The 18646-nt window shown below is 72.3% G+C and carries 20 protein-coding genes; 11 read left to right on the top strand and 9 right to left on the bottom strand.

What is annotated here, in order from left to right; genetic code table 11:
- The first annotated feature begins 180 nt into the window (after window positions 1–180).
- Complete coding sequence (locus tag OG906_RS15340) at window positions 181–1014, top strand: L,D-transpeptidase family protein (protein ID WP_329443286.1); 834 nt, start codon at window positions 181–183, stop codon at window positions 1012–1014.
- Here OG906_RS15340 and OG906_RS15335 read toward each other — a convergent pair.
- Window positions 992–1639, bottom strand: a complete 648-nt coding sequence (locus OG906_RS15335) for a transmembrane-type terpene cyclase (protein ID WP_329443284.1) — start codon at window positions 1637–1639, stop codon at window positions 992–994. The genes OG906_RS15340 and OG906_RS15335 overlap by 23 nt on opposite strands.
- 250 nt (window positions 1640–1889) lie before the next feature.
- On the opposite strand from OG906_RS15335, the gene OG906_RS15330 reads away from it, so the two are divergent.
- The 5 genes from OG906_RS15330 to OG906_RS15310 all read left to right on the top strand — a co-directional run bounded on the left by OG906_RS15330 (window position 1890) and on the right by OG906_RS15310 (window position 8590).
- On the top strand, window positions 1890–2837 hold the full coding sequence (locus OG906_RS15330; protein WP_329443282.1) for an LLM class F420-dependent oxidoreductase: 948 nt from the start codon (window positions 1890–1892) through the stop codon (window positions 2835–2837).
- 16 nt (window positions 2838–2853) lie between these two features.
- The gene (locus OG906_RS15325; RefSeq protein WP_267825453.1) at window positions 2854–3639 is read left to right on the top strand and encodes an SDR family NAD(P)-dependent oxidoreductase; all 786 of its coding nucleotides are present in this window, start codon (window positions 2854–2856) and stop codon (window positions 3637–3639) included.
- Window positions 3640–3745: 106 nt separating this feature from the next.
- Entirely contained in the window at window positions 3746–4873 is a 1128-nt protein-coding gene (locus tag OG906_RS15320; protein WP_329443279.1) for an LLM class flavin-dependent oxidoreductase, read from the top strand.
- Window positions 4874–5381: 508 nt separating this feature from the next.
- Window positions 5382–7121 (top strand): N-acyl-D-amino-acid deacylase family protein, encoded by a 1740-nt coding sequence (locus OG906_RS15315; protein WP_267825450.1) that lies wholly within the window; start codon window positions 5382–5384, stop codon window positions 7119–7121.
- Window positions 7118–8590, top strand: coding sequence for an aldehyde dehydrogenase family protein (locus OG906_RS15310; protein ID WP_329443277.1), 1473 nt, complete (start codon window positions 7118–7120; stop codon window positions 8588–8590). The genes OG906_RS15315 and OG906_RS15310 overlap by 4 nt, the downstream gene beginning before the upstream one ends.
- Window positions 8591–8659: 69 nt before the next feature.
- On the opposite strand, the gene OG906_RS15305 is transcribed toward OG906_RS15310, so the two are convergent.
- On the bottom strand, window positions 8660–10516 hold the full coding sequence (locus tag OG906_RS15305; RefSeq protein ID WP_329443275.1) for a hypothetical protein: 1857 nt from the start codon (window positions 10514–10516) through the stop codon (window positions 8660–8662).
- Window positions 10517–10571: 55 nt separating this feature from the next.
- Window positions 10572–10832, bottom strand: coding sequence for a hypothetical protein (locus tag OG906_RS15300; protein ID WP_329443274.1), 261 nt, complete (start codon window positions 10830–10832; stop codon window positions 10572–10574).
- A 271-nt stretch (window positions 10833–11103) separates the two neighbouring features.
- Here OG906_RS15300 and OG906_RS15295 point away from each other — a divergent pair, with 271 nt between their 5' ends.
- The gene (locus tag OG906_RS15295; protein WP_329443272.1) at window positions 11104–12663 is read left to right on the top strand and encodes an APC family permease; all 1560 of its coding nucleotides are present in this window, start codon (window positions 11104–11106) and stop codon (window positions 12661–12663) included.
- A 152-nt stretch (window positions 12664–12815) separates the two neighbouring features.
- The gene (locus OG906_RS15290; RefSeq protein ID WP_329443270.1) at window positions 12816–13112 is read left to right on the top strand and encodes a hypothetical protein; all 297 of its coding nucleotides are present in this window, start codon (window positions 12816–12818) and stop codon (window positions 13110–13112) included.
- 15 nt (window positions 13113–13127) lie between these two features.
- Here OG906_RS15290 and OG906_RS15285 read toward each other — a convergent pair whose 3' ends face one another.
- Window positions 13128–13526 (bottom strand): VOC family protein, encoded by a 399-nt coding sequence (locus OG906_RS15285; RefSeq protein WP_329443268.1) that lies wholly within the window; start codon window positions 13524–13526, stop codon window positions 13128–13130.
- Between the two features lie 157 nt (window positions 13527–13683).
- Complete coding sequence (locus OG906_RS15280) at window positions 13684–14202, bottom strand: FBP domain-containing protein (protein WP_267798450.1); 519 nt, start codon at window positions 14200–14202, stop codon at window positions 13684–13686.
- Between the two features lie 149 nt (window positions 14203–14351).
- Here OG906_RS15280 and OG906_RS15275 point away from each other — a divergent pair, with 149 nt between their 5' ends.
- On the top strand, window positions 14352–14687 hold the full coding sequence (locus OG906_RS15275; RefSeq protein WP_053678895.1) for a hypothetical protein: 336 nt from the start codon (window positions 14352–14354) through the stop codon (window positions 14685–14687).
- A 9-nt stretch (window positions 14688–14696) separates the two neighbouring features.
- On the opposite strand, the gene OG906_RS15270 is transcribed toward OG906_RS15275, so the two are convergent.
- Complete coding sequence (locus OG906_RS15270) at window positions 14697–14939, bottom strand: DUF397 domain-containing protein (protein ID WP_329443265.1); 243 nt, start codon at window positions 14937–14939, stop codon at window positions 14697–14699.
- Window positions 14936–15772 (bottom strand): helix-turn-helix domain-containing protein, encoded by an 837-nt coding sequence (locus tag OG906_RS15265; protein ID WP_329443264.1) that lies wholly within the window; start codon window positions 15770–15772, stop codon window positions 14936–14938. The genes OG906_RS15270 and OG906_RS15265 overlap by 4 nt, the downstream gene beginning before the upstream one ends.
- 127 nt (window positions 15773–15899) lie before the next feature.
- On the opposite strand from OG906_RS15265, the gene OG906_RS15260 reads away from it, so the two are divergent.
- Window positions 15900–16340: an ATP-binding protein gene (locus tag OG906_RS15260; protein WP_329443261.1), complete on the top strand. Its 441-nt coding sequence runs from the start codon at window positions 15900–15902 to the stop codon at window positions 16338–16340.
- 54 nt (window positions 16341–16394) lie between these two features.
- A complete protein-coding gene (locus tag OG906_RS15255) occupies window positions 16395–16910 on the top strand; it encodes a DinB family protein (RefSeq protein ID WP_329443259.1) in 516 nt (171 codons plus the stop codon).
- 106 nt (window positions 16911–17016) lie between these two features.
- On the opposite strand, the gene OG906_RS15250 is transcribed toward OG906_RS15255, so the two are convergent.
- Window positions 17017–17577 (bottom strand): hypothetical protein, encoded by a 561-nt coding sequence (locus OG906_RS15250; RefSeq protein ID WP_329443257.1) that lies wholly within the window; start codon window positions 17575–17577, stop codon window positions 17017–17019.
- Between the two features lie 107 nt (window positions 17578–17684).
- Window positions 17685–18545 (bottom strand): TIGR03619 family F420-dependent LLM class oxidoreductase, encoded by an 861-nt coding sequence (locus OG906_RS15245; protein WP_329443255.1) that lies wholly within the window; start codon window positions 18543–18545, stop codon window positions 17685–17687.
- Window positions 18546–18646: the final 101 nt, after the last annotated feature.

The following is an 18646-nucleotide window of genomic DNA, read 5'->3' as shown; positions in this document are numbered from 1 at the left end:
CCCACCCGAACCCGGCCCACCCGAACCCGGCCCACCCGAACCCCGCCCCGGCCCACCACCCGAACCCCGCCCCGGGCCCGGACCCCGCCCCCGCCGGTGACCGTCCCCCCGCCCCCGTCTGCCGCGCCGAAGAGGTCCCCCTTCGGTGAATCCGAAGATCGGCTGTGTACGGTCGATTGAATGAGCAAGTACGTCCGAGCCCGTCCCGGCCGCCCCGTCCGCACGCGAGCCCCCCGGCAGCGCAACCTCCGGGCCCTCGCCGTCGCGGCGGGCCTCGGCCTGCTCCTCTTCACCGCCGGCTGGGTCCATGTCGCCCGTGACACCCCGGGCGCCGACCCCGGGTCGGCCCACCCGGACTCCCGCCCGAGGACCGCCGCGGACCGCGCGGCACTCGCCGAGGACCCGGCCCGCCCGCGGGGCAACGACGCCCTCCCGGGGCTCGGCAAGGCCACCCGCGCCAGGATTCCGAAGGACTCCCGGCAGTTGATCGTGGTCACGGGCAAGTCCGCGGTCTCCTCCGAGTCCGTCGTGACCCTCTGGTCCCGCTCCGCGCCCGGCGGCGACTGGAACCGGGCGGACAGCTGGCCCGCCCGCAACGGGGCCAAGGGCTGGTCCGCGCCCGAGGAGCGGACCTACGGTGACCTGACCTCCCCGCAGGGCGTCTACTCGCTGACCGACGCGGGCGGTCTGCTGCCGAAGCCGCCGGGCACGAAGTTCTCGTACGACGAGGACGACGGCTTCGTCGCGACGGGCACCGGCGTGAACGGCGAGCCCCTGACCGGCGCCTTCGACTACGTCGTGGCGATCGACTTCAACCGCGAGCGGGGGGTGTCGCCGCTCGACCCGCGCAAGCCGCAGGGCGAGGAGCGGGGCGGCAACATCTGGCTGCACGTGGACCACGACGGCCCCTCGCAGGGCTGCGTCGGCATCCCCAAGGAGGCCATGAAGAAGCTCCTGCAGACCCTGGACCCGGCGGCGAAGCCCGTCGTCGTCATGGGGCCGCGGGGATTCTGACCGTCGCCTCCCGCCGATCGCCGCGGCCTCCCCGCGCGAGCAGCGCGATGTACGCGAGGTCGAACACCGAGCACAGCACCCCGAGCCCGAGGATGAACGGGGAGTCCTCGATCACCCCGAAGAGCACGGTCGGCGCCGCCGTCCCGAGCCACTTCGCGACGGCGATGACGAGGGACTGCCCGCGCGGCCCGCGCCGGCCCGCGTACAGGGCGATGAACAGGCCGGACATCAGCAGGTTCTGCAGGAACGCGGAGTAGCGCGACGCGTCGTGCGTCCCGAAGTGCGCCACGAACAGCCACTGCACGGCGAAGGCGCTGCCGAAGACGAGCACGCTCCATCCGGCGAACAGCGGCCGGGTCACGAACTCCGGCAGCTCCGCCCGCCCGAACCGCAGGTAGGTGCCGATGATGACGACGTCGGCGCCCGCCCACACCACGTTGACCACGCCTTGGGCGGACACCCCGGTGAGGAAGTCGGTCGTGGCGTACGTGGATTCCCAGGCGAAGTTCAACGCGAGGGCGGCGACCGGCATGGCGTACGTCCGGTCCCGCAGTCCGACGCGGATCGCCTCCGCGTACACGAGCGTCCACGCCACCGCGCTGAACAGGGTCAGGAACAGTTCCACCCGCGTCTCCCGCGCTCGCGTCTCCTCGGTCGCCCGCACCCTAGGCCCCGGCCGCCCGATCACGCCAGGCCCGATCCCGCCGGGCCCGCACCCGGGTCGGTCCGGTCGAACCCCTTGCCTGACGGACCGTCAGCTATGACGATGGCCCCCGGTGTCGGCCTTCCGGACAGGTCGGCCTCCCGAACAGGACGAACTCCCGAACGGGACGAACTCCGCACAGGTCGACGTCGAAGGCGAGGTGGGGACGGTCATGGCGCGCGTGTTTCCCGAAGGCCGGCTGGTGTACGGGATGCAGCTCCCGATCCAGTCGCAGAGCACCATCTACGCCGAGCCCTGGGAGGCGACGGCCGGCGCCGTCGAACTCGCCGAGGTGGCCCGGGCCGCCGACCGGGCCGGCTTCGGCTACGTGGCCACCTGTGACCACGTGGCCATCCCGCGCGGGATGGCCGGGCCCATGAGCACCGTCTGGTACGACCCGGTGGCCACCCTGTCCTTCCTCGCCGGGATCACCGAACACGTCCGACTGCTGAGCCACGTCGCGATCGTCGGCCTGCGACATCCGCTGATCACCGCCAAGCAGTACGCCACGCTCGACCACCTCTCCGGCGGTCGCCTGATCCTCGGGGTCGGCGCGGGGCACGTGCGGGAGGAGTTCGAGGCCCTCGGCGTCGACTTCGAGCGGCGCGGGGCCGTGTTGGACGAGACCCTGGACGCGTTGCGGGTGGCGCTCGGGCCCGAGGAGTACCCGGAGTTCGAGGGCGAGTCGTTCTCGTTCCGGGACCTGGGTCAGCTGCCCCGGCCCACGCAGACCAGCGTCCCCGTCTGGGTCGGTGGCTCCTCGCCGGCCGCCGTGCGCCGCGCCGCGGTGCGCGGCGACGGCTGGCTCCCGCAGGGGGATCCGCGCGACCGGCTCCCGGAGCGGATCGCCCGGATCAGGGAACTGCGCGAGGCGGCGGGAGTCACCCGCCCCATCGAGATCGGCGCCATCACCGAGCCCCTGTACGTGGGCGAGCCCGGCTGGGACACCGGCCGACGGGCCCTCACCGGAAAGGCCGAGGCGCTCGCGGAGTCCCTGCGGGAGTACCGGGCGCTGGGCGTGGACCAGATCCAGGTCCGGTTCCGCAACCGCGACGTCGCCGAACTGACCGACCAGATCGCCGCCTTCGGGGCCGAGGTGGCCCCCCTCCTCAACGACTAGGGCAGGAGCACCCGCCATGGGCAAGCTGGACGGACGCGTCGTCGTCATCACCGGTGCCGCGCGCGGTCAGGGCGAGCAGGAGGCCCGGCTGTTCGCCGCCGAGGGCGCCAAGGTGCTCCTGGGCGACGTGTTGGATGAGCAGGGCGCCGCGGTCGCCAAGGAGATCGGCGAGGACCGGGCCCGGTACGTGCGGATGGACGTGAGCCGCGAGGAGGACTGGGCCGCCGCGGTCGAGGCGGCGAAGGAGGCCTTCGGCCGGATCGACGGGCTGGTCAACAACGCGGGGATCCTGCGCTTCAACGAGCTGACCGCGACCCCGCTGGAGGAGTTCCAGCAGGTGATCCTGGTCAACCAGGTCGGGGCGTTCCTCGGCATCAAGGTCGTGGCGCCCGAGATCGCGGCGGCCGGCGGGGGCACGATCGTCAACACCTCCTCGTACACGGGCCTGACGGGCATGGCGTACGTCGGCGCGTACGCGGCGACCAAGGCCGCGATCCTGGGCCTGACCCGGGTGGCGGCGCTGGAGCTGGCGGGGAGGAACATCCGGGTCAACGCCATGTGCCCGGGCGCCGTGGACACGCCGATGGCCAACCCGGCGCTGCTGGATCCGGCGGGCGTGAGCGACGAGGCCAGGGACGCGATGGCCGAGCTGTACAAGCGGGTCGTGCCGATGGGGCGGGTCGGCCGGCCGGACGAGATCGCGCGCCTGGCGCTCTTCCTGACCGGCGAGGACTCCTCGTACATCACCGGGCAGCCGTTCGTCATCGACGGCGGCTGGATGGCCGGCGTCAGCATCCTCTAGACGTCATCTGATGGAGCGTCAGGTATTGACGCTCCCGCCCCGGCGGTGGAACAGTCGGGACATCCAATCTGACGCAACGTCAGAAACCAAAGGACGGTGAACCCCCTTGGAATTCGGGCTCTTCGTGCAGGGATACGTGCCTGAGGCGCGGTCCAAGGTCGACCCCGAGGCAGAGCACAAGGCGCTGATCGAGGAGACCGAGTACGTCATCCAGGCCGACAAGTCCGGCTTCAAGTACGCCTGGGCCTCCGAGCACCACTTCCTGGAGGAGTACTCGCACCTCTCCGCGAACGAGGTGTTCCTCGGCTACCTCGCCCACGCCACCGAGCGCATCCACCTCGGCTCCGGCATCTTCAACCCGCTGGCCCCCGTGAACCACCCGGTCAAGGTCGCGGAGAAGGTCGCCATGCTCGACCACCTCTCCAAGGGGCGCTTCGAGTTCGGCACCGGCCGCGGCGCCGGCAGCCACGAGATCCTCGGCTTCCTCCCGGGCATCGAGGACATGAACGGCACCAAGGAGATCTGGGAGGAGACCATCGCGGAGTTCCCCAAGATGTTCCTCCAGGAGGAGTACGAGGGGTTCAGCGGCAAGCACTGGTCGCTGCCGCCGCGCAAGATCTTCCCCAAGCCGTACGGCAAGGCCCACCCGGCCATGTGGTACGCCGCCGGATCCCCCACCTCCTACGCCATGGCCGCCAGGAAGGGCCTCGGCGTCCTCGGCTTCAGCGTCCAGAAGGTCTCCGACATGGAGTGGGTGCTGGAGCAGTACAAGACGGCCATCCAGGAGGCGAAGGCCATCGGCGCCTTCGTCAACGACAACGTCATGGTCACCTCCACCGCGATCTGCGCCGAGACCCACGACAAGGCCGTCGAGATCGCCGTCAACGCCCACATGAACCGCTTCCAGTCGCTGGTCTTCCGCTACCACGACACCTTCCCGCGGCCCGAGGCGATCCCGCAGTGGCCCGAGACGCTGCCCGAGTACAACGCGGAGATCATCGAGCTGCTGATCGCCGAGGAACTGCTGATCTGCGGAGACCCGTCCGAGGTGCTCCGGCAGTGCAAGCGCTGGGAGCAGGCGGGCGCCGACCAGCTGTCCTTCGGCCTGCCGACCGGGGTGTCCTACGAGGACACCATGACCACCGTGAAGCTCATCGGGGAGCACGTCATCCCGAAGATCGACACGGATCCGGTGCACCGCACCACCCGCTTCCGCGAGGCCTCCGGGTCCTGACCGGACACCCGACCCGGGCGGCGTCTTCCCGGACCGCCGCCCAGGAAAGGGGCCTCGGGGGCCGAGCCCCCGGGCCCCACGCGGAACCGGCCGGAGCGCGCACGGGCCGCGGCCGACCCCTGCGCCCTCCGGCCGTCCCGGCCGAGCCAACCCACCCTCACCGGTGGCCCCGGCCAATCAAGCCTCGCCGGCGTTTGAGGCGCGGGTCCGGGCGGAGCCCGGTGCCCGGCGGAGCCGGGGTCACCTGGGGCTCCGCCCCAGACCCCGCGCCTCAATCGCCGGCGAGGCTGGTGTCGCCCGGACCCGCGCCTCAATCGCCGGCGAGGCTGGTGTCGCCCGGACCCGCGCCTCAATCGCCGGCGAGGCTGGTGTCGCCCGGACCCGCGCCTCACACGCCGGCGAGGCTGGTGTCGCCCGGCCGCGCCTCACACGCCGGCAGGGCTGGGCGGGGCCGGCCCCGGCTCCCGTAAGACCGCGTCAGCGCACTCGTCAGGGAAGAAGGGACGTCATGCTCGACCATCTGATCAGGGGAGCCACCGTCGTGGACGGGACCGGCGCCCCCGCCTTCGTCGCCGACGTCGGTACGAGGGACGGCCGGATCGCCGTCATCGCCCCGCCGGGCACCGTCACCGAGGAGGCCCGGACCAGCGAGGACGCCTCCGGGCTCGTCCTGACCCCCGGGTTCATCGACCCGCACACGCACTACGACGCCCAACTGTTCTGGGACCCGTACGCCACGCCCTCCATGAACCACGGCGTCACCACCGTCGCCGGCGGCAACTGCGGTTTCACGCTCGCCCCGCTCCACCCCGACCGGCCCGAGGACGCCGACTACACCCGGCGCATGATGAGCAAGGTCGAGGGGATGGCCCTCAAGGCCCTCGAAGAGGGCGTCGACTGGACCTGGTCTTCGTTCGGCGAGTACCTCGACGCCCTGGAGGGCCGGATAGCCGTCAACGCCGGTTTCATGGTGGGGCATTGTGCGTTGCGCCGGTACGTGATGGGCGAGGACGCCGTCGGCGGGCAGCCCACGCCGGAGCAGATGCAGGAGATGCTCGACCTGTTCCACGACGCGATGAACGCGGGCGCCTGGGGCCTGTCCACCACCCAGTCCTCCACGCACTCCGACGGCGCCGGCTCCCCGGTGGCCTCCCGCCACGCGAAGCCGGAAGAGCTGCTCGCGCTCTCCCGCGCGGTCTCCGAACACGAGGGCACCCAGCTCGAAGCGATCGTCGCGGGCTGCCTCGACCAGTTCTCCGACGAGGAGATCGACCTGTTCGTCGAGATGAGCGCCGCCGCCGGCCGGCCCCTGAACTGGAACGTCCTCACCGTGGACGCGTCCGTCCCCGAGCGCGTCCCGCGCCAGCTGATCCCCAGCGAGCGGGCCCGCAAGGCGGGCGGCCGGATCGTCGCGCTCACCATGCCGATCCTGACCCCCATGAACATGTCGCTCGGCACGTTCTGCGCGCTGAACCTCATCCCCGGCTGGGGCGAGGTCCTCGGGCTGCCCGTCCCCGAGCGGATCGCGAGGCTGCGCGACGCCGACGTGCGCGCCGAGATGCTGCGCCGCGCGGACAGCAGGGAGGCGGGCGTCTTCCGGCGCCTCGCCGACTTCGGGCGCTACGTCATCGGCGACACGTACAGCGAGGAGAACGAGGGCCTCTCGGGCCGGGTCGTCGGCGACATCGCCGCCGAGCGGGGCCAGGACGCCTTCCACTGCCTGGTGGAGATCTGCGCCAACGACGACCTGCGCACCGTCCTGTGGCCGATGCCCACCGACAACGACCCGGCGAGCTGGACCCTGCGCCAGGAGACCTGGCAGCACGAGGACGTCATGCTGGGCGGCTCCGACGCGGGCGCCCACCTGGACCGGATGTGCGGCGCCCCGTACACGACCCGCTTCCTCGGGGACTGTCTGCGCGGACGCCGGCTCCTGCCGCTGGAACAGGCCGTACGGATGCTCACCGACGACCCGGCCCGACTGTTCGGGCTGCGCGAGCGCGGCCGGATCACCGAGGGGTTCCACGCGGACCTGGTGCTCTTCGACCCCGAGCGGATCGAGGCCGGGCCGGCGACGCTCGTGCACGATCTGCCCGGGGACAGCCCGCGGTTGGACGCGCGGGCGATCGGGATCGTGTCCGTGCGCGTCAACGGCGTGGAGACCATCCGCGACGACGAGGTGACCGGCGCGATCCCCGGCATCGTGCTGCGCTCCGGCCGCGACACGAGGACGGTGAGCACCCGATGACCTCCGCCGGACCGCAGCGGCTGTACATCGCAGGCGAGTGGGTCGAACCGGCCGCCGGCCACTACGAGGTGGTCAACCCGGCCGACGAGTCCGTCGTCGGACTCGCCCCGGAGGCCACCCGCGCCCAGGTCGAGGAGGCGGCGCGCGCGGCGGCGGAGGCCTTCGAGGGCTGGTCGCGGACGACGCCCGAGGCACGGGCCGCGATCCTCGACCGGGCCGCGGACGTCATGCAGCGCGAGTACGAGCCGTGGGCGGAGCTGGCCCGCGCCGAGACGGGCGCGCCCACCGGCATCGCGCGCGGCATGCAGGTCGGCGTGGGCGTGGCCCGCTTCCGGCGGTACGCGAAGGGCGCCCTGGAGCCGGTGGAACGCGGTCTGCCGCCGCAGGTCACCGACGCCGGCCCGATGGGGCGGGCGGGTATCCTGGGCGCGCTGGAGGTGCGCCAGCCGGTCGGCGTGGTCACCTGCGTGACCTCGTACAACAACCCGTGGGCGAACCCGGCGGGCAAGGTGGCCCCGGCGCTCGCCATGGGCAACACGGTGGTGGTCAAACCGGCCCCGCAGGACCCGCTGTCGGTGTTCCGGATGGCCGAGGCCCTGCACGAGGCCGGGGTCCCGGCGGGCGTGGTGAACGTGGTCTGCGGCACCTCCGTCGAGGTCGGCGAGGCAGCCGTCGACTCCCGCCACGTGGACATGGTGTCCTTCACCGGCTCCACGGCCGTCGGGCAGCGCATCGCCGAGGTGTGCGGCCGGACGATGAAGCGGCAGTTGATGGAGCTGGGCGGCAAGGGCGCGGCGATCGTGCTGGAGGACGCCGACCTCGACGCGGCGGTGGCGGGCATCGGCACCACCTTCTCCTTCTACTCCGGTCAGATCTGCACCGCCCCGACCCGGGTGATCGTCCACCGGTCGGTGTACGAGCCGCTGGTGGAGAAGCTGACCGGCTACCTGGCCTTCATGAAGGTCGGCGACCCGGGCGAGCGCGGCACCGTGGTCGGCCCGGTGATCTCGGCGGCGCACCGCGACCGCGTGGAGTCGTACGTCGAGCTGGGGAAGAAGGAGGGCGCGCGGATCGCGTACGGCGGCGAACGCCCGGTCGTCGGGGCGGGCCGCGGCTTCTACGTCGCGCCGACCCTCCTCGTGGACTGCACGAACGACATGCGGGTCGTCCGGGAGGAGATCTTCGGGCCGGTCGTGGTGGTCGTCCCCTTCGACGGCGGCGAGGACGAGGCCGTGGCCCTGGCCAACGACAGCGACTTCGGGCTGCTCTCCTACGTGTGGTCCGGGGACTCGGCGCGGGCCTTCCGGGTCGCCCGGCGGCTGCGCGCCGGCGGCGTCGGCGTCAACACCATCGGCCGGAACATGGAGGCCCCGTTCGGCGGCTTCAAACGGTCGGGGGTGGGCCGGGACGTCGGCTCGTACGCCCTGCACGCCTACAGCGAGATCCAGTCGATCGTCTGGCCGGGCTGAGGACCGGGCGGGGGCCGTCGTGGCGCGGCCGGGCCGGGGAGCGCCCCGAGCCCGGCCGCGCCACCGGCCCTACCCGCGCTCCGGCCAGGGGTGGCCGAGGGCCTCGGCGTGCTCCCGGCTGCCGCCCCGGACCTCGGCGAAGGACTTCGGGTCCGTCGAGGCCAACCGGTCCAGCACGGCGGCGGCCTGCTCCTCGATCGGGGTCCCGTCTGCCGGGATCCGCCACCCGAACTGGAGCCACGGCCCCTCGCGGTCCCGGTTCCCGGCCGCGAGGCCGGGCCAGTACGTGAAGGACACGTCCACGGTGTCGGGTTCGTTCCAGACGGTGCCGACCCAGTCCCGCAGGGCGTCCCAGCGGGCCAGCAGATCGGGGCGCTCGCGCAGGCCGTCCGAGACGAGCCGCGCCACGCTGCGGGCCGGCCAGGACCAGGGGCGGTCCCGGTCGGCGCGCTCCAGCTCGGCGTCGTAGGCGGCGGCGTCGAAGCGGTACTCCGGTGGGGTCGGCCCGACCGCCCCGCGCCAGTCGCCCCACACCACCTCCTCGCCCTCGCGGCGGATGGTCACGTACAGCGCACCGCAGCAGCCCTCGGTGCAGTACGCCTCGGCGAGCCGCACCTCCCGGGGCTCGGCACCGGCCCGCAACAGCCCGGTGTCGAGGAGCCGTTCCGGGCTCTCGCCAGGCCCCTTGCCGAACAGGGCGGGTACCAGCGGGCGGCCGTCGACCAGGATCCGGGTCTCGACGCCGCCCCGGTCGCCGGGGTCCTCGGCGACCACCTCGATCCGCAGCCGTTCCCCGTCCGGCGGGACGCGGAACGGCTGCCGTCCGGTCCGTGCCGTCCAGTCGGCGCGCCGGCGTTCGGCGGGGTCGTCGGGCGCGCCGTCGGGGGGCGGCGGGGCGGCCGGCAGCCGCCCCAGCGCGTCCAGCAGCACCTCGCGCCGGCCGGGCCGCCAGTCGAGCAGTGCGGCGGGACCGCTGTGCAGGTCGAGGGCGACCGACAGGAGCACCGCCCGGTGCCCGGGGGTCGACGCCAACAGGTCGGCGTGCCCGATCAGCGTCTCGTACGCCTCCATCGCGGGCCCGTAGTCGAGGATCTCGGCCCGGACGTCGTACTGGTCCGCCATCCGGCGCAGCAGCCCGGCGGCCCGCAGGAGCAGCGCCGGGTCACGCGGGTGCGCCCGGAGCAGCCGGTGGAGGTCGGTGGCCTCCGCGATCCGTCGGGCGTATCCCATCGTCCGGAAGTCGGGCGGCAGCCCGGTCAGGGCGGCGAGCGTGCCCGTGTCGTCGCCCGCCTCCACGGCGTCGAGCAGCGGGTACAGCGCGGTGTCGCGGACACGGGTGCGCAGCATCAGCAGGCCGGCGGCCTGCCGGTCCAGGCGGTCGAGCGCGGCGACGGCGGGCCGCTCGAAGCCCCGGAGCGTCCCGAGGACCGTGAGCCAGGGCACGTCCTCCGGTTCGCCCAGGCGGCTCAGCAGCCCCAGGCCGACCTGGACGGCGGCCGGGGTGGTGCCGGTGCGGACCAGCCGTCGGCCGGTCCGCCGGGCGGCTGCCTCGTCGGTCAGGGGCAGCCGCACGACACAGGCGCGGACGGTGCGGTGGGGCATGACGAGCGAGCGGACCCGCAGGTGGACGGCGGCCGCCGCCCGGACCGGGTCGGGGTCGGCCAGGGTGTCGGCGAGGGCGGAGGCGACTTCCTCCTGTGCCTCGCGCAGGGTCAGACCGGGCCGGCCGGGCTCCGGCGGCCCGTCGGGCAGCGGGTAGCCGCGCGCGGGGACCCGGCCGTCCGGCTCGATGCCGCGGCGGAAGAGTGCGTAGTCGTGCAGGGAGGTCTCGTGCGGAGAGGTTTCCCGTGGTGCGGTCTCGTGTGGAGACGTCGCGGGGGGAGAGGGCCGTGAGGTGGGCGCGGTGCGCTCCTCGGGGGCGCTCAACGGGCGGGGTGGTGCTCGATTCCGTGAGTCATGGGCCCGAGCCTGCCAGGTGGGTTCAGGGGACGTCCAGTGAAAATGCGGCCTCGCCGCGGACCCGGCCGTTGACCTGGAGCTGCACCAGGTGCTCCCCGGGGTGGTGGCGGCGGGTGGTGACGGCGTCGCGGACCGCGGCCACGCGCGCGCTGAAGCCGAGTCCGTCGAGGGATCCGGCGCGGGCGGTGAGGGCTCGGGAGCGGCGTGTGCGGGCCGCGCGGGCGAGCTGACCGGCCAGGTTACTGACGGTATCCGCGCTGAGGAGCTCGTCGGCCGTGGGCATGGGGCCGGTCTGGCGGGCGGCGCCCCGGTATTGGGGGCCCGAAAATTTGCACGGGAAAGTTTTGAAACGGGCATAACGGGCAAGGCTGCGGTTTCCGCATTCTGGAAGCTTCGCCCCCGAGCCTTCCGAAGCGTGAACAGATGCCTGAGTGAACCTTGTATTGCCAGAGTGTGAACTGTCTCGGCCTCAAGATTCCAAGGAATTTGGACCCGCGCGGTAACGGACCTTGGTCCTCCGGATGAGGAAACCGCAGCATCTAACGTCCCTACCCATGACACAGCTGGACGTTCGGCCGCGGGTCGGAGACACGGTAAGCGGCGTCGCCGAGGGCGACGTTCGTGGCAAGGGCCTCGGCAAGGGGTCCGTCGGACTGGTGGGAAGCGCCGTCATCGGCATCTCCACCGTCGCCCCCGTCTACTGCCTGACCTCGACCCTCGGCTCCACCGCCGGGGAAGTCGGCGTCCAGATGCCGGCGGTCTTCCTGGCCGGCTTCCTCCCGATGCTCCTGGTCGCCTTCGCGTACCGCGAGCTGAACAAGGCCATGCCGGACTGCGGCACCTCGTTCACCTGGACCGTGAAGGCCTTCGGCCCGCGGATCGGCTGGATGTGCGGCTGGGGCCTGGTGATCGCCACGATCATCGTCCTGTCCAACCTGGCCGGCGTCGCCACCTCCTACTTCTGGCTGCTGGCCGGCGAGATCACGAACAATCCGTCGATCTCCGCCCTGGACGACAACAAGCTCGTCCACATCGCCACCTGCCTCACCCTCATCGCCACCGCGACCGCCATCAGCTACCGCGGCATGACGGCCACCAAGGGCGTCCAGTACGCCCTGGTCGGCCTTCAGCTCGCCGTCCTCGCCATCTTCGTCGCCATGGCCTTCCAGAAGGCCTCCGCCGGTTCCTTCGACACCGGCCTGGACTTCTCCTGGCAGTGGATGAACCCCTTCGCGGTCGAGTCCATGGCCGCCTTCACCGCCGGACTCTCGCTCTCGATCTTCATGTACTGGGGCTGGGACGCCTGTCTCGCCACCAACGAGGAGACCACCGGCTCCGCCAAGACCCCGGGCCGCGCCTCGCTCATCGCGATGATCGTCCTCGTCGGCTCGTACCTGGCCACCGGCATCGCCGCCCAGATGGCCGTCGGCTCCGGCACCTCCGGCCTCGGCCTCGGAAACCCGGAGACCTCCGACAACGTCTTCGCCGCCCTCGCCGGCCCCGTCATGGGCCCGATGCTCGGCATCCTGCTCTTCGTCGCCGTCCTCGCCTCCGCCACCGCGTCCCTGCAGACCACCTTCATCCCGGTCGCCCGCACGGTCCTCGCGATGTCCACGTACGAGGCGCTGCCGCCCTCCTACGCCAAGGTCCACCCCCGGTTCAAGACCCCCGGCCGCGCCACCGTCATGGCGGGCGTCGCCACCGGCGTCTTCTACACCGTGATGACGCTCGTCAGCGAGAACGTCCTGACCGACACGATCTTCGCGCTCGGCCTGATGATCTGCTTCTACTACTCGCTGACGGCCTTCGCCTGCGCCTGGTACTTCCGCAAGGAACTGCGGAACTCGGCCCGCGACCTGTTCTTCAAGGGCGTCTTCCCGGTCCTCGGCGGCCTGCTGCTCGCCACCGTCTTCTTCAAGACCCTCATCGACATGTGGAACCCGTCCTACGGCTCCGGCTCCACGGTCCTCGGCGTCGGCAGCGTCTTCATCATCGGCGTCGGCCTGCTGGCCCTCGGCCTGGTCGTCATGTTCGTCACCGAACGCCGCAGCCCCGCCTTCTTCCGCGGCCAGGTCCTGACGAAGTCCACGCCGGCCCTGGTGGTCGAGGACTGACCCCTCCGGGCCCCGCGGCCCGCCCCGCCACGCCGCCGTGTCATCCCCGGGGCCCCGGATCGTTCCCCGCGATCCGGGGCCCTCGGCGTCCGCCGGCCCCCGCGAGCGGCGAGCGGCGGTGACCCCGGCCGAGCGGCGTCGTTGTTCCGGCCATGAAGAAGACCATGAAGCGCAACCTCGCCGCCCTGGTTCTTTCCGGCGGCGCCGCCCTCGCCCTCACCCCGGCCGTCGCGCACGCCGACGGACCGGTCGTCCAGGGGGACATCCCGATCACCAAGCGGGTGGTGGAGATCGCCGACCACCCCGCGCAGACCGTCACCGACGCCAAGACGGCGGTCAACGTCACCGCCTCGGCGGCCGGCAGCGCCACCAAGGCCACCGACGCCTCCCTCTCCGGAGCCGGCACGGCCCTGACCGCCGGCCTGCCGAAGGCCCCCGGCGTCGGCTGACCCCCGGGGCGTGCCTCAGCCCCAGGCGCGGGAGCAGAGCACCAGGCGGTAGCCGTCGGGGTCGGCGACCGTGACCCCGTGCTCGTCCCAGTAGGGGTTGTGCGAGGAGACGGGGGTGCCGCCGTGCTCGATCAGGCGCTGGACGAGGGCCGGTTCGGGCTCCCGGCCGAGGTAGACGACGAACAGGTCGTCGACCGTCGGGGACGGCGCGATCGGGTTCTCCGGGTCGTGCGTCAGCTCGAAGTGCCAACCGCCCCCGGGGGGTCCGACCATCACCAGATCGTGCTCCCCCGACACGTGACCGCTGGTGCGCCACAGGACGTCCAGGCCGAGCCCGTCCACGTAGAACCGCTCGGCGGCCTCCAGGTCGAGCGAGGGGCGGGCGACACGAACGTGCGTACGTGAATCGATCATGCGGGGCAGGGTACGCCGCCGTGCGCCGGGGAGCCGGATCGCGCGGGGTGATCCGTCAGATGGGGGGCGGACGGGTGGCCGGGCGGGCGGATCGGTGGGCGGACGACTGCCGGCCGGGATGCCGTCCGAGGTGCCGGCCGGGCCGTGCGCAGAGCGCTCAGGCGCCCACGCGCGCGCCGGTGACCTTCGCCGTGAACGCGTCGAGGTTCCCGAGCGCCCGCTCGATCCGCTCCTCCAGGCTCAGGGTCTCCACGTAGGCCCCCGTCGCCCGCTTGGACCGCCGCTTGCCCCGCAGGTACAGCGAGCAGGCCAGGTCGGCGCACAGGTAGATGCCGACGGTGTTGCCCTCCCGGCCGCGGGCCCCGGCGAGGGGAGCGGACAGCAGCGCCACGTCGGACGAGGCGTGCCCGGTCAGGCAGACCATGCAGATGCTGGACTTCAGGGCACTGGCGCCGTTCGACGCGGGCACGCGCAGGGTGATGCCCACGGGCACGCCGTCGGGGCCGGTCCGCACGAGGTGGGCGCGCAGCGGGGCACCCGGGTCCACCCAGCCGAGGAAGTCCAGGTCCTCCCAGGGCAGGTCGCCGAAGTCCAGCGGCAGCCGGAGGCGGGAGGCCTCGCCCTTCGTGCAGTTCACGAAGGAGCCACGGATCTGTTTCTCGGTGAGCGGGTCCATGCGGGGGACGATACGCCGATATGCGTGCCTGCTGCACGTGCTTTGTCCCGCGCTGCCGACCGCCGGAGCCCGCGCCCGGCGAGACGATCATGTGAAGCGGCGGTGAAAAGCAGGTGCGGGCGGTCGGGGGCCCGCCCTAGCGTGAGGCGGTGAGCAGCGACTATCCATTCGCCGACGGGCACAATCTCGTCTGGGACCTGACCGGCTTCGGGCCGGACGAGGAGATGGTCGAGTCCTGCTCGCTCTCGCGGGAACAGTTCCTGGTGGTCCGGCACCTGTTCGTGCTGGGCGACGATCCGTGGATGGTGACGGGGGAGTACCGGGTGGTGCCCGGCATATGGCCCCACCTGCGGCGCATCGTCCCGGGTCTCGGTTTCCAGCGCGACGCGGACTACTTCCTCGGCGCCCGTCAGGCCCTGCCTGACGGGCGCTTCTGGCGTCCGGCGATCGGCGTGACCGCGCCGGGACCGATCCCCCCGCCCTGACGGGTCCCGTCAGCCGGTGACGCCGCCGAGGAACGCCGTCCACACGGCGGGTGCGACGGCGAGCTGGGGACCGGCGGCGACCTTGGAGTCCCGGACGTGCACGGTGTCGGCACAGGCGGCGACCTCGACGCAGTCGTCGCCCTGGCTGCCGCTGTAGGTGGACTTCTGCCAGGAGAGGGCGACCTCGACGCAGCTGTCGCCCTGGCTGCCGCTGTAGCTGCTCTTGAACCACCGCAACTCGGAGTCGTTCACAGAGAACCTCGCATTCGCATCAACAGGTCCGCGCTGTCAGCCGGATTGAGGGCCTGGATGCGAAGTTTGGCATACCGTCGATGGAGGATGCTGACGTCTTTCGGGTCCGTGATCACAAGACCTGACTGCTGTCCCTCGCTGTACCCGAGCCACTCGTGTTCCCAGGTTTCGAGGAGCTGGAAGGGCCCGTCGGCGCCCGCGTGCACCGGCTGGACGAGCGGCATGATCTGGATGTCGACGTTCGGCAGCGCGGAACACGCCAGCAGGTGGCCGATCAGCTCGCGGGTGACCTCCTTCCCGCCTGTCTGCCGCTCGATCAGGCTCTGCTCGATGATGAAGCTGAACATGATGTACGGGACGCGCAGCAGCAGCTCCTGTCGCTCCGACCGCGCCACCATCCGCGCTTCCAGGTCGCTCGCGGTGGGCAGCGGCGGCACCGTCTCGAAGAGGGCCCGCGCGTACGGCTCGGGCTGCAACAGGCCCGGGACGGCCCGGCATTCGTACGTGTTGAGTGCGATCGCACTGTCCTCGTGCTCCGCCCACCGCCTGAACCACGACGCCAGCCCCCGCCTGCGCTGCAACTGCTTCGCCGCGAGCCGGATCACGCCGAAGGCGTCCAGTACCTCCTCCGCCTTCTCCACGAACTTCGTGGACGGGTGGCGGCGGCCCTGTTCCACCGAGCCGATGTACTGCACCGAGTAGCGGATCAGGGGGTGCAACTGTTCCTGCGTCAGGCCCGCGCGTTTGCGGAAGGCCTTGACCGTCTCGCCGAAGTGGCGCAGGTCGCCGTCCGGCTCGGGACCGCTTTCACCGTTGTCGTCGACACTCGCCATGGAGGTCACCTCCCGGTCATCAGGCTCACCGACGGTGACCGCGCCTGTCCAGCGCGTGGACTCGTACAGATGAAAAGTAGCGGTCGGATTGCTGGGAACCCCCTTGCCCGCACGGGACGTTGATCTCATGACCGCACCCGCCGGGTCCGCCGGCCACCTCGTACGTGTGTTCACTCAGCGTTTCAGCTCGACCCCTCGCGGCGCCCGCCTCGGCCGCCGGTTCGCCCTGCTGACGCTGCACGACTGGGGCATCCCCCACCGCTCCGAACTGTCCGACGACGCCGCGCTGCTCGTCGCCGAACTCGCCGGGAACGCCGTCACCCACGGCCGGGTCCCCGGGCGGGACTTCGAGCTGCGGATGGCCCTGCTCGAAGGGGTGCTCCGCATCGAGGTGTCCGACGCGCGGGCCAGCGGCCGGCCGGCCGTGAGCCCGTACGTGCACCATGCGGAAGGCGGTCACGGTCTGCGGCTCGTCGCTGCCGTCGCCCACGACTGGGGGGTCGTGTCGAGGACGGTCGGCAAGACGGTGTGGGCGGAACTCGTCACGCCGACATCCGTCGCCCCCTGATCCGTTCCGCTAATTCGTTCGACACGGGTTGCCCGCCGTACGACACTGCCCGCGATGACACGACGAACCGATACGCCCCCCACCTGGGACGAGCGTACGCAGCTGACCACTTTCCTCGAATACGCCCGCGACACGGCCCGCGCCAAGTGCGAGGGGCTCTCCGCGGAGGACGCCCGCAAGGCGCCGCTCCCCGGCTCGCCCCTGATGACGTTCTGCGGACTGATCGGCCACATCCGGTGGGTCGAGTACCACTGGATCCAGGTCGTGTTCCTCGGCGAGGAGGTCGTCGGGCCCTTCGTCGAGGTGACCGAGGAGGACCCCGACCCCGAGATGCGGCAGTCGCTCGACGTCCCGCTGCCCCGGCTCCTCGCCGAGTACGAGGAACAGAGCGCCCGCTACCGCGCCCTGCTGGCCGAGCACGACCTGGACGCGAAGGCGGTCCGCACCATCCGGGACGGCCGCCACGTGGACCTCCGCTGGATCCTCCTCCACCTCATCGAGGAGACCTCCCGCCACAACGGCCACCTCGACATCCTCCGCGAACTCCTCGACGGCCAGACCGGCGTCTGAGCCGGGCGGGCGGGGGCGCGTCGGACACGGCGACGGCCTCCGGCAGCGCCCTTCGCGAGGGGGGGGAGGCTCCGACGGGGCCCTGACGGCGGCCCCCGGACGCGGGCTACGGCGTGGGCGGAAGCTTCGGCAGGTCGGTCGGCAGGTCGGTCGGGAGGGCGGTCGGGAAGCGGTCCGACGCATACCGGTCGAAGGTCTCCGTCGCCCCGCCGGCCCAGGCGACCTTCAGCTTCTTGGCGTCCACGGACTCCACCCGCCCCTTCGTCCGCTTGCTGCCCGCCGGGCACGCCAGGTCGATGGTCGCGCCGGTGGCGGAGCCCTCGCAGACGATGCCGGTCGCGGACTCCGACAGGAAGGCCGACTTGCCGTTGACGGTGAAGACGACGCCCATGCCCGGCGTGGCCGAGGCGATCCAGGCCCCGTCCAGGCTGCCGGCCGCCGAGTCCTTGCCCGTGCCCCCGGCGGTGGATCCGGCCGTGGATCCGGCGGCCGGGCTCGAAGGCGAGCCCGAGGCCGCCGGGGAGCCGGATGCGGGCGCCGGGGACTTCGACTGCTCCCGCTTCGCGTCGTCGCCCTCATCCGCACCGCCGCCGCAGCCGGTGAGCGTGAGCGCGAGGGCGGTCGCCGCGACGGCGGCGACGAGGCGGACGCGCTGGTTCGTGTGCATGAGTGATCCCCCGGTGGACGCGACCCGATCGGTCGAACGCGTCAACGTACCAGGGGTCCCCCGCCCCCTCGCCGGGAGGCGAGCCGGTCAGAGGCGCGGCGGGCCGGTCAGAGGTACGGGGCGAACTCGTCCAGGGTGGACAGCACTTCGGCCTCCCCCGCCGACGGGAGTTGCAGCACCACCTCCTCGATCCCGAGGCTCTCGTAGTACGCGAGCTTGCCCGCGTTCGGGCGGACCGCGTACGGGACCACCTGGAGGTCCTTCGGGTCGCGGCCCGCGTCCTCCCAGACCTGCCGCAGCACCGGGACGGACTCGCTCAGGCCGCTGCCACCGATCGGGAGCCAGCCGTCCGAGTGGTCGGCGATGGCCGCGAACAGCTTCGGGCCGGCCGCACCGCCGATCAGGGTGCGGGGGCCGTGGAGGGTGCGCCCGGGACCGAGGTCACGCGCGGGCCGCACCGGCTTGGGGTACGCCCGGCTGGCCTGGACGGAGCCGTACACGCCCTCGTACGCGGTGGGTTCCGGAGCCCACAGGGCCCGCATCAACGCCATCCGGTCCCGCACCAGTTCGCGCCGCCCGGACCACTCGACGCCGTGGTCGGCGGCCTCCTCGACGTTCCAGCCGTAGCCGATCCCGAGCGTGAACCGGCCGCCGCACAGGTGGTCCAGCGTCGCGACCTGCTTCGCGAGGGCGATCGGATCGTGCTGGGTCACCAGGGTGATGCCGGTGCCGAGGTCGAGGCGCTCCGTCACGGCCGAGGCCTGGCCGAGGGCCACGAACGGGTCGAGGGTGCGCCCGTACTCCTCCGGGAGGTCCCCGCCCATGGGCGCAGGCGTGGCCCGACTCACCGGGATGTGGGTGTGTTCGGGCAGGTAGAGCCCGGAGAACCCGCGCTCCTCCAAGGCGCGGGCGAGGCCGGTGGGGGAGACGGTGAGGTCGGTGAGGAAGATGGTGACGGCGATCCGCATGGCTGAGGCACCTCCGAGACGTGGGGCGGCCAACGTACGGGGTTCGGCGTGCGGGTGGCAGACGTTCGACACAGTGGTTCGACACGTGGTTCGACACGACG

This window comes from Streptomyces sp. NBC_01426, assembly GCF_036231985.1.
Classification (GTDB): Bacteria; Actinomycetota; Actinomycetes; order Streptomycetales; family Streptomycetaceae; genus Streptomyces.
The sequence above is the reverse complement of the archived record's forward strand: the minus strand, read 5'-3'. Positions and strand labels throughout refer to the sequence as shown.

Excerpts from the sequence above, each read along its gene's own strand:
- OG906_RS15340 (WP_329443286.1), top strand. The coding sequence starts at position 181 with ATGAGCAAGTACGTCCGAGCCCGTCCCGGCCGCCCCGTCCGCACGCGA.
- OG906_RS15330 (WP_329443282.1), top strand. The coding sequence starts at position 1,890 with ATGGCGCGCGTGTTTCCCGAAGGCCGGCTGGTGTACGGGATGCAGCTC.
- OG906_RS15325 (WP_267825453.1), top strand. The coding sequence starts at position 2,854 with ATGGGCAAGCTGGACGGACGCGTCGTCGTCATCACCGGTGCCGCGCGC.
- OG906_RS15315 (WP_267825450.1), top strand. The coding sequence starts at position 5,382 with ATGCTCGACCATCTGATCAGGGGAGCCACCGTCGTGGACGGGACCGGC.
- OG906_RS15310 (WP_329443277.1), top strand. The coding sequence starts at position 7,118 with ATGACCTCCGCCGGACCGCAGCGGCTGTACATCGCAGGCGAGTGGGTC.
- OG906_RS15300 (WP_329443274.1), bottom strand. The coding sequence starts at position 10,832 with ATGCCCACGGCCGACGAGCTCCTCAGCGCGGATACCGTCAGTAACCTG.
- OG906_RS15295 (WP_329443272.1), top strand. The coding sequence starts at position 11,104 with ATGACACAGCTGGACGTTCGGCCGCGGGTCGGAGACACGGTAAGCGGC.
- OG906_RS15290 (WP_329443270.1), top strand. The coding sequence starts at position 12,816 with ATGAAGAAGACCATGAAGCGCAACCTCGCCGCCCTGGTTCTTTCCGGC.
- OG906_RS15285 (WP_329443268.1), bottom strand. The coding sequence starts at position 13,526 with ATGATCGATTCACGTACGCACGTTCGTGTCGCCCGCCCCTCGCTCGAC.
- OG906_RS15280 (WP_267798450.1), bottom strand. The coding sequence starts at position 14,202 with ATGGACCCGCTCACCGAGAAACAGATCCGTGGCTCCTTCGTGAACTGC.
- OG906_RS15265 (WP_329443264.1), bottom strand. The coding sequence starts at position 15,772 with ATGGCGAGTGTCGACGACAACGGTGAAAGCGGTCCCGAGCCGGACGGC.
- OG906_RS15260 (WP_329443261.1), top strand. The coding sequence starts at position 15,900 with ATGACCGCACCCGCCGGGTCCGCCGGCCACCTCGTACGTGTGTTCACT.
- OG906_RS15255 (WP_329443259.1), top strand. The coding sequence starts at position 16,395 with ATGACACGACGAACCGATACGCCCCCCACCTGGGACGAGCGTACGCAG.
- OG906_RS15250 (WP_329443257.1), bottom strand. The coding sequence starts at position 17,577 with ATGCACACGAACCAGCGCGTCCGCCTCGTCGCCGCCGTCGCGGCGACC.
- OG906_RS15245 (WP_329443255.1), bottom strand. The coding sequence starts at position 18,545 with ATGCGGATCGCCGTCACCATCTTCCTCACCGACCTCACCGTCTCCCCC.